This window comes from Chitinophaga filiformis (assembly GCF_023100805.1).
Classification (GTDB): domain Bacteria; phylum Bacteroidota; class Bacteroidia; order Chitinophagales; family Chitinophagaceae; genus Chitinophaga; species Chitinophaga filiformis_B.
On sequence record NZ_CP095855.1, the window covers coordinates 6,610,631 to 6,629,945 of the forward strand.

The following is a 19,315-nucleotide window of genomic DNA, read 5'->3' on the forward strand; positions in this document are numbered from 1 at the left end:
TTTGTTTATGAACTCCATCAACTCCATATCAGCATTTCACCGGTTGCTGTCATTGCCGGAACCTCGCCACCCGCTGGTGAGCGTGATCAATCTGGCGGAAAGTGTCTTCTTGGAAGACCCGATCTGGAAAGGTTTCGTTAACCGCTTTTATTGCGTGGCGCTCAAACGCGATGCCAAAGGCAAGATCAGGTACGGACAGCAGCATTATGATTACGATAAAGGAGTATTGAGTTTTACCGCCCCCAACCAGGTGCAACAACTGGACCTGCAAAATATGGAATGCGGGTCCGGTTATCTCCTCATCTTCCACCCGGACTTCCTGTTACAGCATACGCTGGCGAACAGTATTCATCAATACGGTTTTTTCGATTACGCGGTTAACGAAGCGCTGCACCTGTCGACCGAGGAAGAAGATGACCTGATCACGATCCTCCATAAAATTGATAAGGAGTGCCAGCATATCGATAAGCATACCCAGGAGATCATTCTGACGCAGATCGAGAGCCTGTTAAAATACTCCAACCGTTTTTACGAGCGGCAGTTTTTGACCCGCAAGAATAATAATTCAGCACTACTGACCAGGTTCGAGCAGTTGATCGATGACTACTTTAACAGCGACGTACAGGGGTTGCTCACGGTACAATATATTGCTGCGCAGATGAACCTGTCGCCGAACTACCTGAGTGACCTGCTTCGGGTTCATACCGGGCAGAACACACAGCAGCATATTCATGAAAAACTGATCGCGAAAGCCAAAGAAAAACTTTCTACGACCAATCTTTCGGTCAGCGAGATCGCCTATGCCCTGGGCTTTGAGCATGCGCAATCGTTTAGCACACTTTTCAAAAAGAAGACGAATTTGTCGCCGCTGGAATTCCGTCAGGCTTTTAACTGATTACCGGGAACAAGCTTGAAATCCAACTATGCAAATGACGACATCGTAATGCAATGTAGCGTAAGGAAAAAGGCGGTTATGATTGGGCCCTTTTGTCTGCTGACAACCAGAGATAATTTACCTCCTAACGAGGAGATAAGCCAAGTCGCCTGAATACATCTGCAAGCGCAGATGCAATGACAGCATTTCCTTTATCTGATGGATGTAATCCGTCATATGTAAGGTTTACAGCATCCAGTGGGTAAGGATATTCGTCATTTTCAGGATTGAATGGTATGCCTACAAATGCCGGGTAAGTATAATTAACATATTTACCATCTTTGGGATTTTTCAGACGTTTAAACTTTACCATGTTTTCCAGTTTAAGCAGTGGATGATGATACAGGTCAACGACCGGAATCTTTTCATAGCGTCCGATGGTCAAAACCGCATTTGCAAATTCCTCCAGGCTTTGCCCGTTCTTCTTCTGGTAGGAACCGAAGGCATTATTTTTAGCGTCTGCGATATAAATAAAATCGTTACGCTGCATGGGTGTGATCAATACGATCTTTGCCCCGGGATTCAGTTGGCGGATCTTACTGATAATGATCCGGAAGGAGCCATAAACTGTTGTATTCCCGCTGTCGTGCTGATAGTCATCTATCTTTCCTACCGGTCTGCCCTGCCACCAGTCATTTGTACCAAGAAAAACAGTATATACATCCGCTTTAACCAGACCGAGATTATCAATGTTACCGGCAATTGCACCTGATGTCCATCCGTTATGACCCTGATTGATATATTTCAGATTGGGTAATATCTCATTCAGGCGGGTTAAATAGCCCTTAGATACCCTGTTACCGGTTTCATCCGGATGGTCGTTGAGATAGGTGATGGAATCGCCGATAGCTACCCAGGTTAATTCTTTCTCCCTGAATGAACACAGTAAAATTATGGCAAGTAATATTGGTAAATACTTTTTCATATGCCTTTTTAAAACTTCAAATATTTGAGCGTTGATGAAACGCTGGTAGAATATTGTAATCTTCAAGTGTTAATACTATTTTCGGCGCTTTTTGTCTTATACCGTATAAACTGCAATGTTTATGTTAATTATCCCTGTGCTATCGTAAGCCGGTAAGTTAGCATTATTTTGCTGGCTTGCAACTGCCCACTAAAAATGAAAACCTGACGCTGTTTAAGTGCAGAAAATGGATCATTACAAGCTTTTACACCATGAATATAATAAGTAGAGAGGTAATTCCCATTTACTTTAAGCATTCAATTAAAAAGCCTTCAGAATACATCTAAAGGCTTTTATTTTGCGGAGAAAGAGGGATTAGCCCCCCGCACCTGTTACAGCCAAAATCATCTCATGCAGAGACTGCGCATCGATCATTTCATCAAAATAAATATTCTTCAACCATTTTAAGCTGCTTTTTGCGCAGATTATGTGCTAATGCTAATAATCCAATCCCCATAAATTAAATCCTATAATACTCAATTTATTGCTCTAACTTTAGCAGGGTTGCATTTGGCTTCTTCTGATTTAGTTTGAGCCTCTTTTTCTTCCTCATCTCCTGTTTTTCAGCAGTATGAATATTTAATTAAAATTATATTTGTGAATATTTTTGTAGGTAATATAAGTGATAGAACAACCGAAGATGAGATATGGTCTTTATTTGACCCATTTGGAGTTGTATATAGTATTAATGTGGCTTATGATAAGTACAGTGGCCGTTCTAAGGGCTTTGCATTCGTTGAAATGCCAGACGATTCCAATGCAGTACAGGCAATTAAGGAATTGAATAATTCGGTAGTTGCTGGCCAGACAATAGTAGTGTATGAGGCTCGTCCAAAACCTGAAAGACCGGAAAATAATCGTTTCTCCAGATCCGGCCCAAGACCTGGATTTAGACCCAGATACTAATAATTGGATGTTTTAAAACGTCGATTACCTTCATCTGTTAAGAGAGCAGGGAGCAAAGCCGCAGAATACGTTAAGTAGTTTGTAGCTTTGCTTTTACGTTTGAATTGGGAAAACCTTTCTGATCCGGAACTTTTACCAGAAGGAGCTGATTTTTGAGTTTTCAGGTAAGTTTTCCATTTCTGAATTCGTTATAGACAAAAAATATGCTGCTGCATTAGCGCAAAAAGAAAGAGTTTTTCGACAGAAAACTGAAACCCGTAAGACATTATTTCTTACTCTCATAACTACATATGGAGCCAAGAAGAATGATAACTATGTTAATCTTATACAGAAAGAAATCACGATGGAAGCCTTATTCAACAATTAGTTAGCTGGCACCCTAAGCGTAGAAACGATTAGACTTCGAACACTTATTGGATTGAAAACAAATAACTTAACAAATCCATGTTATACAATAAAAAAAACAAAACCTGCACTATGAGCGGGTTTTGCTTTTTTGCGGGCTACGGGGGACAACTTTCGAACCTATTTACAGAATATTTATCTGAGATTCACAACATTATTGGTAAAATGAAATAAAAATCTGTTGAAAGCCAGATATGGATCAAATTTCATTTACATCTTTAGGGGTAATTACCTTTGTGCCGCACGGTATTATGATGTATGCACATAAAACAGATGACCTCATTACCTTTCTTTTTTAAACAGGAATTTTCGATGCGTAACTCCCCAGGCCGAAATAGCGTCAATTACCACGCTTAAAGTCTTACCGTGTTTCGTTAGTTCGTATTCCACAGTTATCGGCTTCGTAGACATTACAGTTCGGATCACTATTTCATTCTGCTCAAGTTCCTGTAACTCTTTAGAGAGCATTTTAGCAGCAATACCGTCTATCCCACGCAGCATATCCATAAAACGCACCTTACCATATAGCAGCAGCCATCCAATAATCTGAATTTTCCATTTCCCCGATAACAAGATCATGGTATCCTTTATCGCAATTAGTTGCTCTCTGCAATCAGGTGCTCGCAAGGCTGTTTTCTTTGCATTCATATGATTCAAATTACTGTAATTACTTTATCAATAGCCACTTGATTTCATCAAGGAAACTAGTTTCTAAAAGGTAACAGATAACAATTGTAAAGTTATGTCAAATTAATTTTATGCCGTAAATATTAGAATCATGCAGAAAGAAAAAAGAATTTATTGGATAATTACTGTTATTGGAATGGCTTTGATTGTGCTTCCATCCTATTTTGCCCCGCAGGCCTACTTGATTGAAACCATACACAGACTTAGCTTCCCTGCTTATTTCAATCTTGAATTAGACATCTGTAAAATCGTTGGTGCGGTAATTATCCTCATCCCTGCCATACCCAGGATGTTTAAAGAATGGGCTTATGTCGCTTTCGGAATATTACTGCTTTCCGCCAGCCTGGCACATTGGCTAGCTGATGGTGTTGGAAAAGGCGTGGCACCGCTGATTCCGTTTGCAATGCTATGTGTATCCTATTATTATTTCAGAAAACTAAGCTATGCCAAATAAAACGCCTGCAGTAATCGTAGCCTTTCTTTTGACATTGATTGCCGCTAATCTGTTCGGTGAGCGCAAGACTATAACCGGAATAAATGATAACAGAAATAATGATACCGTTAAAAAAGAAATGCAGAAAAAAATGAAAATAGAAATCTGGAGCGATGTGATGTGCCCATTTTGCTATATAGGCAAAAGGAATTTGGAAGCTGCCCTGGTGCAATTTTCTGACAGTAAAAAAATAGAGGTGGAATGGAAAAGTTTCCAGCTTGATCCTTCCATTCCTGAAGTGCCACAGCATCGGGAAAATATTTACCAGTTTGTGGCTGCACGGAAAGGAATCAGTTATGAGCAGTCGGTTGGCATGCATCAACAGGTAGTAAGGATGGCTAAGGATGCTGGGCTTGAATATCATTTCGATAAAGCGCTTGTCACTAATTCGTTGAAAGCTCATCGCCTGATCCAGATGGCAAAAACAAAAGGACTGGGAGAAAAAGCAGAAGAGCGCCTGTTTTATGCATACTTCACAGATGGAAAGGATCTTTCTGATGATGCAGTTCTAACAGAAGTGGGAAATGATATAGGTCTGACGAATGATGATGTAAAAGAAGCGCTCACCAACACTGTTTTTCAACATAAGGTGGAAGCAGACGGGGCTGAAGCATACAGGCTGGGTGCAAAAGGAGTTCCTTTCTTTGTGATAGATCGCAAGTATGCTATCGCTGGTGCTAGCTCCGGTACTGAAATGCTCAAAGTATTGCAAACTGCTTATGCGGAATGGAAGAAGGATAACTCTGGTCTGCTTCAGGTTGCTCAGGGTGCGACCTGTACACCCGGTAATGAGTGTACACATTAGTTAATCAATATAAAATACGAGAGAGTAATATGAAAAAAACAATAGTCATTATCGGTGCTGGTCCGGGCGTAGGATTTGCTGTAGCAGAAAGATTTGGAAAAGAGGGATACAATGTTGCGCTGCTTGCGAGAAACATGGAAAAACTGAATATGCTAAAGGACGATTTACGGAAGAAAGGTATTCAGGCCGCGTCTTTCCAGGCCGACATATTAGACAGGGGGCATTTAACCCGCTCGCTGCTGGAGGTTATCAATTATTACGGAGCAATTGATGTATTGGAATTTAGTCCAACCCCCACCTGGGAAAGTATTCGGATGGCGAGAAATATAGATGTGGCGAATGAACAGCATCATCTCGATTACCAGGTACTTGCTGCTATAGCTGCCGTGCAGGTCGTACTCCCAAAAATGCTGGAAAGAAAAGACGGCAGCATCCTGTTCACGACCGCATCATCCGCTCAGAATCCCGTCAATAGAACCGCCAGCTTTGGGGTTGCAGCAGGCGCGTTATTAAATTATGTGCGGCTGCTTAATATGGATTTGAAAGAGGACAATATTTATGCAGGTATTGTGTCCATAGGCGCTTTGGTTATAAGTGAAAACATTAGTGAAAGCAAAGGGGATTTTCCTGAAGGAATGCCGACGATAACAGCAGCAGAGGTTGCAGATGCGCACTGGAACCTCCATAAGCAGCGGGATATTGCAGAAATCATCTTGTCGTGAATTTCGCGGAAAGGTTAATGCAGAAATTAATCAAAGAGATTTTCATCTATCTTCAGGAAATGACTGGGAGATCGAAGAATGTTTTGGGCTAATAGGCACTCTAACTTGTTCCCTCATTTGCCGACGTCACGAAAGACAGTTCCAGCAAGAGGGTAAATTTTTGCTGACCTCGATGCTGCTGCCTCCAGAGACTAGCGGTGACGGAGGAAAAATTCCACAGGCATTTTAACACCAACGTACTCGGACCGTTCCTGACGCCGCAGCAGGCCATCAATTATTTTAGCAAAGAGGGCGGCAACATCATCAACATAAGCTCTGGCGAGAGTGAACATCCCGAGGCTGAGACCAGTTTGTACAGCGCAACAAAAGCAGCAATAGATGTACTGACCCAAGCCTGGTCAAAAGAGCTGGCCGGTCGAGGGAGCAGAGTCAACACAGTGGCACCAGGAGTAATGGTCAATGAAGGCGATGGAGAAACTTTTATTTCCGAAGATGAAATGGAAACACATTATCGCCATGACACCGTGGGACGTTTGGGTCGCGCACGGAGGATATTGCTAAGGTAGTAGTACTGATTGCTTCCGACGCTACCGGATGGCGGGAGATCGCATTAACGTTTCCGGAGGATTGTTTTTCTAAGCAACAGGCTACTTCAGGCAAGCTACTTACTTGTTGTAAGTGGCGGAAAAGTGACAGGTGTTAGGATCCTTACTTTCAGACAACGAACCTATTTACTTACGATTCCTTTATGAATGAAGACGATGAATGGCCTTCTTACATAAAGAAAGCTGGTATAATTAAGACCACTTTTGCTTAATTATACCAGCTTTTACTCGGATGCGGAGAAAGAGGGATTCGAACCCCCGACCTGTTACAGTCAAAATCATTTCATGCAGAGACTGCGCATCGATCACTCACAAACAAAAAAGCCTTCAGACGTTTTATCTGAAGGCGCGGTTTATTTAGCGGAGGAAGAGGGATTCGAACCCCCGGACCTGTTACAGTCAAAATCATTTCATGCAGAGACTGCGCATCGATCACTCACAAACAAAAAAGCCTTCAGATTATTCATCTGAAGGCTTTTAATTTCTTGCTAAACGCTCGGTTTATTTAGCGGAGAAAGAGGGATTCGAACCCCCGGACCTGTTACAGTCAACAGTTTTCAAGACTGCCGCAATCGACCGCTCTGCCATTTCTCCGCTGCAAAAGTATAAAACTGATTTAATTTTCAAAAAAAAACTTTTCCATACTCGCTTTCATTCCGGTAAAATCCTTTGTGTTGTTGGGTTTGCTCGTAAAAAAAAACTATTTTTAGGTATTACTGATACCCAGTACGGAATAACATGCGATCAAAATTCATCTTCCTGTACCCGCTCCTTTGCCTGATGTTTATACACATTGATACTATTCAGGCGCAGCAATCCACCTGCACTGCGATCGGGCAGAACCCATCCACTGCGTTCCCGGTTTGCGGCACCAAAGTATTCAGCCAGGAGTCAGTGCCCAAATGCGGCGGACGCTCCGTTATAGGTCCCCCTTGTCCGGGAGGACAGGACGGCGGACTTACAGACGTTAACCCCTATTGGTATAAATTCACCTGTTACAAAGCAGGAACATTAGGATTTAAGATCACCCCTAAAGTATTATCTGACGATTATGACTGGCAGCTCTTCGATGTAACGGGTCATTCGCCCGATGATGTATTTACTGACCGCAGCCTTTTTGTTTGCCGGAACTGGTCCGGTGAAGGTGGCGTGACAGGCGCATCCGGGGCAGGAACTTCCCTGCAGGAATGCGGAGGGATGGGAGTCCCCCTGTGGAGCGGCATGCCCAATCTCATACAAGGCCACGAATACCTGCTGTTGCTAAGTCACTTTACACCAGAAGGACAGTCAGGATATGACCTGGAATTTACAGGAGGCACTGCGGACATTACCAGTCCTGGCATCCCCGCTATTCAATCAGCCACTTACAATTGTCTGAACAGCACCATCGGCATAAAACTCACCAAGAAAACACTTTGTAAAACATTGACCTCCCAGGGAACGGAGTTCATTTTCATAAAAGGTACAGGTACCATCACAGGTGCAAGCGGCGTGAATTGCTCCAATGGCTTTGATAGTGATTCACTGCTCGTACAATTAAGCGCACCATTGGCGCCCGGTGATTATACCATCGCCGTCAGGAATGGCTCCGATAGCAATACCGTCCTGGATGTATGTGGTAATGCCCTGGCGGAGGGAGAAAGCGCCAATTTCAGTATTGCAGTCCCTCCTCCGGTAGAACTGCGTGGCGTAGCCCCTGTAGGCTGTGCGCCCGACCAGATCAGGATAGGGCTGTCTGTACCTGTACGTTGCGGCTCTATTGCCGCTAATGGAAGCGATTTCAGGATAACAGGAACGCCACTGGCATCCATCCGCGGAGCTACCGGCAATTGTAATGCAAATAACCTGACCGATACCCTGATCATTCAGCTGTCACAAGCATTGGTAAGGGACGGCAACTATACCATCACACTAACTACCGGCACCGACGGCGATCCGATACTGGGAGAATGCGGCCAGCCAGCCGTTATCGGACAGACAGTCACCTTTCATACAGCCGACACCGTTTCAGCTGATTTTGACTTTGGCCTGAACAGAAACTGTAAGGTGAGTACGCTGGACCTCACACATGATGGCGCCAACGGTGTGAATTACTGGCGCTGGACATTTGATAGCACAGATAACCGTTATACGCAAAGTGCCACTAAAATATATGGCGACTTTGGAATGAAACACGTCTTCCTGTTTGTATCCAATGGCACCTGTACAGATTCTGTTGCCAGGGACATCAATCTTGAACGGACAATGGCCGCATTATTCAATGTGGATCCGGGGCCTTATTGCCCAATGGATGTCATCTCGCCTAAGAATGAGAGTTACGGCAACCTTGTCTCTTATCTGTGGGACTACGGGAACGGGGTTGTCACTGTTGGCCCCGACGCTGTACCTCAACGATATTATCCCACCCGTAAGGAACAGGACTACCGGATCAGGTTAATCGTAGAAGACAATCTTCATTGTATGGATACAGTAGACCATATCATTAAAGCAGTAACAAGCTGTTATATTGATGTGCCCTCTGCATTCTCTCCTAACAATGACGGAGTGAATGACTTCCTCTATCCATTAAGTGCTTATAAGGCAACAGACCTGGAATTTTCCGTATATAACCGCCTGGGCCAACTGGTGTTCCAGACTACGGACTGGACCAAAAAATGGGATGGTACTGTAAAAGGAAAGCCGGCCGATATCGGCACTTATGTGTGGATGCTCCGCTATACTATAAAAGATAGCGGTAAGAAAGTATTCCGTAAAGGAACCGCCGTACTGCTGCGTTAGCAGTACGGCCGCTTATTTATGCAATTGATGAGGTATGAGCTTCACAATCCCGGCAGCCTCTCCAGTTCCTGATGTGCGCGGTGACCAGTAGTATAGCACCGGAAATTTTAAGCGCCATTTCCAAGGATACAATGTTTACAAAATTGCCCCCAATCATCAGCAACAGCCCTGCTGCAAAATATACCAGTACTGCCTTCTGCCGGTGCAGGCGCATATACCCCTTCCAAATGGCCCAGCCGCCCGCTGTCATGGACACCGATACCGTCAAGACTTCCAGGAAGGTATTCTCCAGTATTTCTATCCCAAACAGGCTGAAGGTGGTAAAAATAACAGGCAATAACACACAATGAACAGCACAGGCTAGTGATGCGCCTATGCCGATGGCATCCCATTTTACCTGGTATGCGGGCCTCATTCCGGTAATTCTGTCAGTTTTCTCCATGGTTTCCTCTTTTCTGTCAAAAATTCCTTTATCAACGGGTGTGCATTTACTTTCTCCGGGGAACAAAAGTAAATAATTGAAACAATGCTGCAAAAAGTATTTGGAATAATTAGCGGCTGGATAAACATATTTGGCCTCCCCCTGGCAGGGGTATTCAGATCGGAAGATCATTGGCGGATGATGCTGCTCAGTCACATGTACCTTACAGATATGACGGTCCCGGGCATTATTACCGTGTTCCATGCAAAAAGATATGACCAGAACATGCCTACATTCTTCTGACGTTAAAAGGGAAGAATGTAAGTATATCCTGGTCGTATTACTATGTATTTGAAGGGCGGGCTTACATATATAAGTCACATATTCAGTTCAACTAACGATCAGTTATTATACTTAGCCAGCCATCTTTCCTTTATTTCCGCACGGGCATTGATAAACTCGATATCAGTACCTTGTGCCACGGCATCCAGCGGGAAACGTAAAGGACGGGTACCTGCCTTCATATTCACCAGCTCCAGTATACCGTCAGCAATGGTTTGCGGGTTCATTTTAAACGCCTCCATCTTGCCAAACAGCGCCGCGCCCATGGCATTAAAGTGCTCGGTTGCTACCGGGTCATATTCTTTTGCAATGGCAGCCTTATCTGCATACACGCCGGCTTTACTGCCATTGTTCATTTCTGTAGGATAAACACCCGGCTGAATGGAGACATTCTCAATACCGAATTGTTTCAGTTCATCCTGCACCCCTTCAGTAATACTTTCCACGGCAAATTTGGAAGCCAGATAGGGCACCATAAAAGGCAGGGTATGGCCACTTGCGCCCGATGTAATGTTAATGATCAGGCCACTTTTAGCCTTACGCATGGCAGGCAGTACAGCCTGGTAAGTCCTAATCACCCCATAAAAATTCACTTCAAACATCTGGCGTATCTTGTCTATGCTATATGCTTCCAGCAGCCCGAAGCCCGACACCGCGGCATTATTCACTAGCACATCTATATTTCCATATTTGGCAAGCGTCTGCTCAAAAGCACGTGTTACGGATGCATCGTCGGTCACATCAATCTCTGTCACGTCTACATTAGGCACAGCGGCCAACTCTTTGGCAACATCCGCGTTTTTACCTTTGATATCGCGCATCCCTGCTATTACAGTATGTCCTGCATTTGCTAAAGTGATAGTAGTAAGTTTACCAAAACCTGTGCTTGTTCCTGTAATGAAGATTACTTTGCTCATCGTTTAAGATTTTATGTTATTGATGAAGCAAAGTTACCTCCCTGGGGAGGCCTCTTCCATTGACAAAAACACGAAAAAAAAGCAAACAAATGTCAATGGAATTGACGGAATGATCTCATTTTTTCGCGGCATTCCTTCTGATACGCGTAAGTGTCTCGGGAGTAATACCCAAGTAGGAAGCGATCATATGCTGCGGTACACGGCTGGCAATAAAGGGATATCTATCCAGGAAGTCCTGGTATTTTTCTTCAGCAGATAAGGTGATACTGGCATGGATGCGGTTTTGGGATACAATAAAGCTCTTTTGTATGATGGCATTGACCAGGTCATTCAGCTGGGGTATCTTCCGGCAGAGCTCTTCAAAATTACCCTTGGCGATCAGGATGACCTCTGAATCCTCTATGGCGTCAATATTAAAACGGGAAGGCGTCTCATTGGTAAGACTTTCACGATCGCCCGTCCAGTAGTTCTCGGGTGAGAAGTTCATAATATGCTCCTGCCCTTTGCTGTCAATCGAGAAGGTTTTCAGCAAACCTTTGGCGACAAATGCATTATATCTCCATACATCTCCTTCCTGTTGCAGGAACTGGCGTTTGCGGAGTTTCTTCAAAATACTTACAGAACGGATCATCTCCACTTCTTCCTCAGAAAGCGTGATCTTGTCCCTGAGGTATTGTATAAATACGTCGAACATTTATTGCTGTAGATTATCAGCAAAGATAACATTTTCGACTGCGTTCCTGACTATTTCTATTCGCAGACAGCAATGATCCACAGGAGTCACAGGAAACACAACTTAATGCGGTTTCCGCAGCTCCTGTGGATGAAGGTGCACAGTCCCGGACAGACCTATCCACCGATGGCCATCCTTATCTGCTTTATAGTTTCTTCCGGCTGCTCTTCAGGCACATAATGTCCGCAATCTTTTATCACCACTACCTTTGGCGTTGTGACAGCCTTTAGTGCGTTACCGATCTGTTCTCCCAGTGCATATTGGCCGCCGATGGCCAGCACGGGTATCGACAACCGGTGCTGGATTTCCCTGTTGTGCTGTGCACTCAGGTTAAAAGCCCTGTAGTACTCAAAACCACGACCCAGCCTTTCCTTTCCCCTATAAGCCTGTACATATACATCCCTGTCTTCCTCGTTAATGGCAGATGCAATGAATGACTTGTTCGAGAAGTACCAGTTAAGATATCCTTTTTCCCTGCCCACCACCAGCAACTCCGGTATATCGGCTACTGCATGAAAGTAGAATTGCCATATCTTCTTTGCATTATCCGGCTTAAACACCTCGTCAGACATCAACCCCGGAACAGCAGCATCTATAACTGTCAGGGTATGCAACTGTTCTTCGTGCTGCAATGCAAATGCAACGGCTACCCAGCTGCCCACATCATGAGATACCAGGTGTACCTTCCCTGCTTTCAGTGTAGTGATGAATTTACTGATGATATCTGCCACTGTCCTGGTATCATAACTTTCTGCAGCGCTGCTGTTTCCCAGACCGGGAAGGTCTACCGCAATCACCCTGTTATTTTTTGCCAGCTCCGGCATAACCTTACGCCATACATAAGATGTTTGCGGCCAGCCATGTAACAGGAGTATCACATCCCCCTGCCCTTGCTCATAATAACAAAGCTTTGTACTTTCGATCTGTATGAATTTTGCATCCGGCATTTGTGCTTGCATGTTCTTAGTGAATAGAAAAATAAACAGTGATAATAATATTGTTCTTTGTCTCATGAAAACAAAATTAGTCTCACGACATTTTGCACAGGAAGACAAAAAACAGGTAATTCCTGCCAATGAGGAATTACTCATGCTATCTTAAACTATGTCAAAGGAAGAGAAACACATCGTCATACTGGTGCCGTCCAATTCCGCATTAATGGATATGGCCGGACCACTGGAAGTATTTAACAGGGCCGCCTTACTGGCCCAACGCGGGGAAAGGGACACGCGTTACATCGTACATACGGTATCGGGCGAGCAATCCCGCCAGATCATCACTTCTTCTTTTCTACCTATTCTTTGCGAATCCACTTTTGAAGAAATTGATTACCCGATCGATACGCTCATTCTTTCCGGTATCCCGGCAGATGAACACCAGCCACTGGACAAACACCTGATCCCCTGGATAGCCAGGCAGGCGGAACAGGTACACAGGATCTGCTCTGTATGTTCCGGCACTTTCATGCTGGCACAGGCGGGCGTGCTGAACGGGAAACGCGCCACTACACACTGGCGGCTTTGCCAGCAACTGGCAGACAGGTTCCCGGAAGTGAAAGTGGAGAGCACCCCTGTTTTTGTAAAGGATGGTCACGTCTATACATCTGCCGGCGTAACCACCGGTATGGACATGGCACTGGCACTGGTAGAAGAAGATATGGGCAGATCTTTTGCACTGGATATTGCCCGGCAGATGGTACTTTTCCTCAAACGTCCCGGCAACCAGTCGCAATACAGTACCATGCTTGAAGCACAGGAAACAGACTATGAACCTGTGAAGGCGGCGTTGGCCTGGTTGCACAGGCACCTGCATGAGGAGATCACGGTAGAACGATTGGCACAGCAGGCAGCCATGAGCCCCCGCAATTTTGCCCGGGTATTTGTACAGGAACTAAAGATCACACCTGCCAGGTACGTAGAAAAACTGCGGCTGGAACAGGCCTGCAGGAGCCTCACGGAAAAGAAACTGACACAGAATGAAATAGCCACGCAAACAGGATTCGGTAATGCAGAGAATATGCGAAAAGTATTTCTGAGAACGATGGATGTTACACCATCACAATACCGGAAAAGATTCAGAAGCTCATTTTAAGGTCCGGTTCACATTCCTGCCCAGCCAAACGCTGGTAATATTGCTACAGATGACGATACCATGGTTTCATGTCCCTGCGTCCCATTATTCAGTAACATGGTCAGACGTACATATCATCTGCTCATTTTACAGCCTGATTGACAGCCGGCGATCTTTCTGACAGATTACATCCACCTGCTCCTGCCAGTCTGTCCAGATTCACTTGAGGTAAGGTATTTGATGCATCTAAAAAAATCGATACAATTTTAATTATGGATGCATACTCTCAAGTGATAATTGACGCTGTGGACAAAGCTAGTCCGGCAGTTGTCAAAATAGAAAGACTTAACGCCAGCGGTAACCAGGAAACCGTGTCCGGGACAGGTTCGGGGTTCCTGTTCTCTTCCGACGGCTACCTGTTCACCAACAGTCATGTTGTAAACGGGGCCGACAGCCTGAAAGTAATGTTGCAGGACGGTCGTATATACCCCGCCAGCCTGGCTGGCCAGGACCCCGCTACAGACCTGGCGCTGTTGAAAATCGATGCCCGGGAATTCAGTGCCGTGAAACTGGGCGATTCCGACGAGCTCAGGATCGGCCAGATGGTCATTGCCATCGGTAATCCCCTCGGATTCCAGCATACCGTTACCGCGGGCGTGATCAGTGCTTTGGGCAGATCATTACAGGGACAGGACGGTATGATGATGGATGCTATGATACAGACAGATGCTGCGCTGAATCCCGGCAATTCCGGTGGTCCGCTCATTAACAGCGACGGGGAGGTCATTGGCGTCAATACAGCAGTCATTCGCGGAGCACAGGGTCTTTGTTTCGCTATCAGCATTAATACCGCCAAGGCGATCGCCAACCAGCTGATCCTCTATGGTAAAGTCAAAAGGGCCTATATCGGTGTTGCCATGCAGCAGATCGATCTCGTACCCAGGCTGCGTACCATTCACCAGCTAAAGAACAAACAGGCTTTATTTATTTCCAAAGTAGAACGCAACAGTCCTGCGGCTAAAGCCGGTATACTCAATGGAGACATCATCTACCAGTTCAATGATCAGCCGGTAGAAACCACCGATCAGTTCTTTAAAATGATGACGGCGGATAAAATAGGTCAGTTCCAATATATCAATGTGATACGGAACAATGAAAAGCATGAACTGCGCATCACACCAATAGAAAGAGGAGATTGAGTGCAGTAACATCCGCCATCATTACTATGTAAATTAATAGCGCCTGCTACCAGCTGAAGGCTTTCATTCCCGGGGAAACATCTGTAAATTAGACAGTATAAGATTCCACGGCTCACCTGCCTTCAGTTATTCACGTTATACTATTTACATATGGGCAAGAAATTGCTGTTATTCACCATTAGCCTGCTGGCCTTCTGCCAGCTAACCAGGCTCTCTGCACAGACAGCAGGCATTTTCGACGGACAAACAGATGTGGGGAAGGTAAAACACGCCGGCAGCACCCGGTACGACCCGAAGACGCAGCAATACACCATCAGCGGCGCAGGTAAGAATATGTGGTTTGGCAGTGATGAGTTTCACTTTGCCTGGAAAAAGATGAAAGGAGATTTTATTCTCCGTACCAATGCCCGTTTCATCGGCAAGGGAAAAGAAGCACACCGCAAATGGGGCCTGATGATACGCAGCTCGCTGGATACCAGTGCCACCCACGTGAATGGCGTTGTACATGGTGATGGTTTAACCTCCCTCCAGTTCAGGCGCACTACCGGGGGAAATACAGAAGAAATAAAATCATCGCTCACTGCTGCCGACGTTGTGCAACTGGAGCGGAAGGGAAATACATTCACCTTATCCGTGGCCAGAAACGGACAAACATTCATCAGCGAAAAACTGGATCAGCTTTCACTGGGCGATGAAGTATATGCAGGGTTGTTCGTCTGCTCGCACAATGCTGATGTTGTTGAGAAAGCGGTGTTCAGTAATGTACGCATCACGGTACCTGCACCAGACACACTGGTGCCCTACCGCCAGTATATAGGCAGCCTGCTCGAAATACTGGACATCAACACGCAAAACAGCACTATTGTGTACCAGGTTCCCGGTTCCATACAGGCGCCTAACTGGAACAAAGATGGCAGATCGCTGATCTATAATGCTGACGGATTGCTGTACCAGTTTGACCTGGAAAAGAAAACGCCTTCCCTGATCCACACCGGAGAAGCGAAGAAGAACAATAATGATCATGTATTATCCTTTGACGGAAAGATGCTTGCCATCAGCAGTGGTGACGGGGAAAAAGGCGCTTCAATAGGTTATGTAGTGCCGCGTACGGGAGGCGATCCTACACGGATCAACAAAACAGGTCCCTCTTATATGCATGGCTGGTCGCCGGATGGAAAGTACCTGGTGTTTACCGGACAGCGCAACGGAGAGTTTGATATTTACCGTGTGCCCGCTGCCGGTGGAGAGGAAGTCAGGCTGACCACCGCCACTGGATTGGATGACGGTCCGGAGTACACGCCGGATGGGCAGTACATTTACTTCAACTCCGCGCGTAACGGATTAATGCAGCTGTGGCGGATGAAAGCCGACGGTTCTGAACAGACGCAGATCACGGATGATGGTTTCAATAACTGGTTCCCGCATATTTCCCCGGATGGTAAATGGATCGTATTCCTTTCCTTCCTGAAAGAAGAAGTAGCACCCTCAGATCATCCGTTCTATAAACATGTTTATTTACGGTTGATGCCTGCAACTGGCGGTCCCGCAAAAGTGATTGCCTACCTGTACGGCGGGCAGGGAACGATCAATACGCCTTCCTGGTCGCCCGATAGTAAGCGCATTGCATTTATCAGCAATACCAGTTTGCTGTTTCCTGTATTTCCTTCGGGAAAATGACCTTTACACACGACTCATCTGCTTGTTGAGCTCAACGGCAGCACTAATCAAAGCAAGGTGCGTGAATGCCTGGGGAAAGTTCCCCAGGTGCTCGCCCTTTTTTCCCAGCTCTTCACTAAAAAGCCCCAGGTGATTGGCATAACCGATCATCTTTTCAAAACTCTCTATTGCCAGATCCAGTTCACCGCATTTGGCAAGGGCCTCTATATACCAGAATGAGCACATATTGAAAGTCCCCTCCTCCCCATCCAGTCCGTCAATCTTTTCCAGGTGGTTCCGGTAACGGTAAATGAGTACATCCAGGCGCAGTTCCCTGTCTATCACTTTCATGGTGGAAAGCCATCTCGGTTCCAGGGGAGTGATGAAGTGGGTCAACGGCATCAGCAAAGCGGCGGCATCTACTGTTTTGGCGCCTTTGTACTGTACCCATGCCTGTAGTTCCTCATTCCAGAAATTATGGTAAATGTCGTTATAGATCTCGTCACGAACGGTCTGCCATTCCGTTTCGGGATAGGGAAATGAGCGATGCTGCGCAATTTTAATGGCCCTGTCCATGGCCACCCAGCACATTAAACGGGAATGCAGGAATTCCCGTTTCTCGTTCCTGATTTCCCAGATGCCATGATCAGGCGTTTTCCAGTCACTGATGACACACTCCACCTGTTTCCTGATCAATGCCCAGAATTCGAAGGTAATGGGCTCGTAAGATTTATTGTAGATGTAAACTGTATCGATCAACTCTCCATAGATATCCGTCTGACGCTGCCCCGCCGCAGCATTCCCGATGCGGACAGGTTTGGAGCCCTTATATCCGTCCAGGTGCTTCAGCACCTGTTCACTCCCTGCTTTACCACCATCAATATTGTACAGCAGTTGCAGTTTGTTCTCTGTGCAGAGGTTAAATATCCAGTTCATGAAGGCAGTGGCTTCGTCGTAAAAGCCCAGTTTCAGGAAAGCATACATGGTAAAGGCGGCATCCCTGATCCAGGTGAAACGGTAGTCCCAGTTACGGTTGCCCCCCAACGTTTCGGGAATACCGAAAGTAGGCGCCGCCACTACGGAACCGAACTTCATGGAGGTCAGTAATTTCAATGTGATGGCCGAGCGTTGTATCAACTCCCCATAATGTCCCCTGTAAGTCGATTTCCCTACCCATTCCCGCCATTTCGTGATGGTTTCGTGGTAGATATCCGTATAATACCCAATGCCGGCTAAAGGCTCCTTATTATCTTTTTTAACTGCCTGCAACACGATATGCGCTACTTCCGATTCCCGGAGCGTAAATTCTGCATATCCATTCTTGTGTTTCAGCCGCAGGGGCACATCTGCTATCAGGCGGAGCTGCACATTCCCATCGTTGACAGGGGTAAAAATGATCTCGTTCTTTTTCTTTCCCAATACTGCTTCATGTCTGGCGGCTGCATAATCAAAACGGGGCACACAATTCACCTTGAAAGTGATATCTCCCCGGATGGTTTTGATCTTTCGGACGATCGTACAATCTGTCTCCTTTTTCACGTCAGCAATGGGCATATAATCCGTCAGCTCAGCAATACCCTGGTCGGAGAAATAGCGGGTAAGCAGGATGGCAGTACCGGGGATGTACAGTTGTTTGGAGGTATAATCCTTCAGCTCCGGCTCAACAGAAAAATAACCACCTTTGGTAGCATCCAGCAGGGCGGCAAAGATGGTAGGAGAATCGAACCGGGGAAAACACATGAAGTCAATCGACCCTGTCAGGGAAACCAGGGCGACTGTCTCCAGGTTGCCGATAATACCATAATTTTCAATGCGTTGATATGGTCTTTCCTGATGCTTCATACTGGTATTTATCATGAACCATGCCTAAAGCATCCCGTTTCCGTTACCGCCAGGTGGCGCACAGGGAATTCCGTTACCATCCAGCTTCCGCAGCTCCTGTTCCCTTATCTTTACAGTATGATAGAACTGCCCGTTACCGTCCGTATTCCCTCAGATGAGGAAATAGATTACCGGCCGGACATCGATGAGATCCTCTTTAAAAGAAGGAAAGCGAAGATCGTGGAAGGGTATTCCCTTACCCTTAATGAAAATCCGCGCCTGCCCTACCGCTTCCAGGCCATGATCAATATCAACAACAGCCGTTTATGGGCTTTGTTCCAGGCGCTGGCAGCCACATTGCCGGATAAGGTTTGTTGCGTATATGGCATGTATGAGGAAGACCAGGTTACCACTCCCTTGCTGCAGAAGCAGTTTGTACTCAAAGAACTGGAAAAATACAGGGAGGAGCTCACGCAGGACTGCCAGCTGGAAGCCGGACTGCTGTTCCAGATAAAAGATATACTCATAGAACTCAGCATCAGCGAAAGTAAATACATCCGGTACTGGGGCGCAGAGCTGGAACGATTCCGCTTACTGATGCAATCATTTCAGCTGGCACAGGTAGAAGGACTGGAATTTATTGATGAATATCCGAAGATAGTCACTCCGCTACGTGAGCTGGTACGCACAGCCAAAGCGCCGGAAACGGTGCTTTATTACCTTGACCAGGCCTTTCATATTGACAGGAGAGCACCCGATCCCTTTTTTGACTGATAAAACATGAAGGTGTCAAAGGCATAACACAAGCGGAGGATCATTCAAACCATTGTCCAGCTTCATGGTATCTGAACGTAAAG

The 19,315-nt window shown here is 45.8% G+C and carries 18 protein-coding genes and 1 tRNA gene; 11 read left to right on the top strand and 8 right to left on the bottom strand.

Annotated features, from left to right (window positions below):
* Nucleotides 1-7 precede the first annotated feature (7 nt).
* Nucleotides 8-895 carry a helix-turn-helix domain-containing protein gene (locus MYF79_RS25710; RefSeq protein WP_247810751.1) on the top strand — a complete coding sequence of 296 codons (888 nt, stop codon included), beginning with the start codon at nucleotides 8-10 and terminating at the stop codon, nucleotides 893-895.
* Between the two features lie 124 nt (nucleotides 896-1,019).
* Here MYF79_RS25710 and MYF79_RS25715 read toward each other — a convergent pair whose 3' ends face one another.
* Entirely contained in the window at nucleotides 1,020-1,859 is an 840-nt protein-coding gene (locus MYF79_RS25715; RefSeq protein WP_247810752.1) for an SGNH/GDSL hydrolase family protein, read from the bottom strand.
* Nucleotides 1,860-2,495: 636 nt separating this feature from the next.
* Between MYF79_RS25715 and MYF79_RS25720 the strand changes: the two genes are divergently transcribed.
* Complete coding sequence (locus MYF79_RS25720) at nucleotides 2,496-2,804, top strand: RNA recognition motif domain-containing protein (RefSeq protein ID WP_149695632.1); 309 nt, start codon at nucleotides 2,496-2,498, stop codon at nucleotides 2,802-2,804.
* A gap of 687 nt (nucleotides 2,805-3,491) precedes the next feature.
* Here the strand turns inward: MYF79_RS25720 and MYF79_RS25725 are convergent.
* Nucleotides 3,492-3,857, bottom strand: a complete 366-nt coding sequence (locus tag MYF79_RS25725) for a winged helix-turn-helix transcriptional regulator (RefSeq protein WP_247810753.1) — start codon at nucleotides 3,855-3,857, stop codon at nucleotides 3,492-3,494.
* A gap of 130 nt (nucleotides 3,858-3,987) precedes the next feature.
* On the opposite strand from MYF79_RS25725, the gene MYF79_RS25730 reads away from it, so the two are divergent.
* The 4 genes from MYF79_RS25730 (at nucleotide 3,988) to MYF79_RS25745 (ending at nucleotide 6,482) form a co-directional block, all read left to right on the top strand.
* Nucleotides 3,988-4,350, top strand: a complete 363-nt coding sequence (locus MYF79_RS25730; RefSeq protein WP_247810754.1) for a DoxX family protein — start codon at nucleotides 3,988-3,990, stop codon at nucleotides 4,348-4,350.
* Nucleotides 4,340-5,194 (top strand): DsbA family oxidoreductase, encoded by an 855-nt coding sequence (locus MYF79_RS25735; RefSeq protein ID WP_247810755.1) that lies wholly within the window; start codon nucleotides 4,340-4,342, stop codon nucleotides 5,192-5,194. Before MYF79_RS25730 ends, MYF79_RS25735 begins: the two co-directional genes overlap by 11 nt.
* Nucleotides 5,195-5,223: 29 nt before the next feature.
* Nucleotides 5,224-5,916 (top strand): SDR family NAD(P)-dependent oxidoreductase, encoded by a 693-nt coding sequence (locus MYF79_RS25740; RefSeq protein ID WP_247810756.1) that lies wholly within the window; start codon nucleotides 5,224-5,226, stop codon nucleotides 5,914-5,916.
* Between the two features lie 197 nt (nucleotides 5,917-6,113).
* Nucleotides 6,114-6,482 (top strand): SDR family NAD(P)-dependent oxidoreductase, encoded by a 369-nt coding sequence (locus tag MYF79_RS25745; RefSeq protein WP_247810757.1) that lies wholly within the window; start codon nucleotides 6,114-6,116, stop codon nucleotides 6,480-6,482.
* A 548-nt stretch (nucleotides 6,483-7,030) separates the two neighbouring features.
* Here the strand turns inward: MYF79_RS25745 and MYF79_RS25750 are convergent.
* Nucleotides 7,031-7,115 (bottom strand) — tRNA-Ser (locus tag MYF79_RS25750).
* 144 nt (nucleotides 7,116-7,259) lie between these two features.
* Here MYF79_RS25750 and MYF79_RS25755 point away from each other — a divergent pair.
* Nucleotides 7,260-9,299: a gliding motility-associated C-terminal domain-containing protein gene (locus MYF79_RS25755; protein ID WP_247810758.1), complete on the top strand. Its 2,040-nt coding sequence runs from the start codon at nucleotides 7,260-7,262 to the stop codon at nucleotides 9,297-9,299.
* A 16-nt stretch (nucleotides 9,300-9,315) separates the two neighbouring features.
* Here the strand turns inward: MYF79_RS25755 and MYF79_RS25760 are convergent, their stop codons facing one another.
* From MYF79_RS25760 to MYF79_RS25775, 4 genes are all read right to left on the bottom strand, one after another.
* Complete coding sequence (locus MYF79_RS25760; protein WP_247810759.1) at nucleotides 9,316-9,984, bottom strand: MerC domain-containing protein; 669 nt, start codon at nucleotides 9,982-9,984, stop codon at nucleotides 9,316-9,318.
* 137 nt (nucleotides 9,985-10,121) lie between these two features.
* Nucleotides 10,122-10,979 (bottom strand): SDR family oxidoreductase, encoded by an 858-nt coding sequence (locus MYF79_RS25765; RefSeq protein ID WP_247810760.1) that lies wholly within the window; start codon nucleotides 10,977-10,979, stop codon nucleotides 10,122-10,124.
* A 115-nt stretch (nucleotides 10,980-11,094) separates the two neighbouring features.
* Nucleotides 11,095-11,673 (bottom strand): Crp/Fnr family transcriptional regulator, encoded by a 579-nt coding sequence (locus MYF79_RS25770; RefSeq protein ID WP_247810761.1) that lies wholly within the window; start codon nucleotides 11,671-11,673, stop codon nucleotides 11,095-11,097.
* Between the two features lie 155 nt (nucleotides 11,674-11,828).
* A complete protein-coding gene (locus tag MYF79_RS25775; protein WP_247810762.1) occupies nucleotides 11,829-12,671 on the bottom strand; it encodes an alpha/beta fold hydrolase in 843 nt (280 codons plus the stop codon).
* A gap of 145 nt (nucleotides 12,672-12,816) precedes the next feature.
* On the opposite strand from MYF79_RS25775, the gene MYF79_RS25780 reads away from it, so the two are divergent.
* The 3 genes from MYF79_RS25780 (at nucleotide 12,817) to MYF79_RS25790 (ending at nucleotide 16,658) form a co-directional block, all read left to right on the top strand.
* Nucleotides 12,817-13,803, top strand: coding sequence for a GlxA family transcriptional regulator (locus tag MYF79_RS25780; protein WP_247810763.1), 987 nt, complete (start codon nucleotides 12,817-12,819; stop codon nucleotides 13,801-13,803).
* A 251-nt stretch (nucleotides 13,804-14,054) separates the two neighbouring features.
* Entirely contained in the window at nucleotides 14,055-14,981 is a 927-nt protein-coding gene (locus tag MYF79_RS25785; protein ID WP_247810764.1) for a S1C family serine protease, read from the top strand.
* Between the two features lie 150 nt (nucleotides 14,982-15,131).
* Complete coding sequence (locus MYF79_RS25790; protein WP_247810765.1) at nucleotides 15,132-16,658, top strand: TolB family protein; 1,527 nt, start codon at nucleotides 15,132-15,134, stop codon at nucleotides 16,656-16,658.
* A gap of 3 nt (nucleotides 16,659-16,661) precedes the next feature.
* Here MYF79_RS25790 and MYF79_RS25795 read toward each other — a convergent pair whose 3' ends face one another.
* Nucleotides 16,662-18,479: a glycoside hydrolase family 15 protein gene (locus tag MYF79_RS25795; RefSeq protein ID WP_247810766.1), complete on the bottom strand. Its 1,818-nt coding sequence runs from the start codon at nucleotides 18,477-18,479 to the stop codon at nucleotides 16,662-16,664.
* A 117-nt stretch (nucleotides 18,480-18,596) separates the two neighbouring features.
* On the opposite strand from MYF79_RS25795, the gene MYF79_RS25800 reads away from it, so the two are divergent.
* A complete protein-coding gene (locus MYF79_RS25800) occupies nucleotides 18,597-19,232 on the top strand; it encodes a hypothetical protein (RefSeq protein ID WP_247810767.1) in 636 nt (211 codons plus the stop codon).
* Nucleotides 19,233-19,315: the final 83 nt, after the last annotated feature.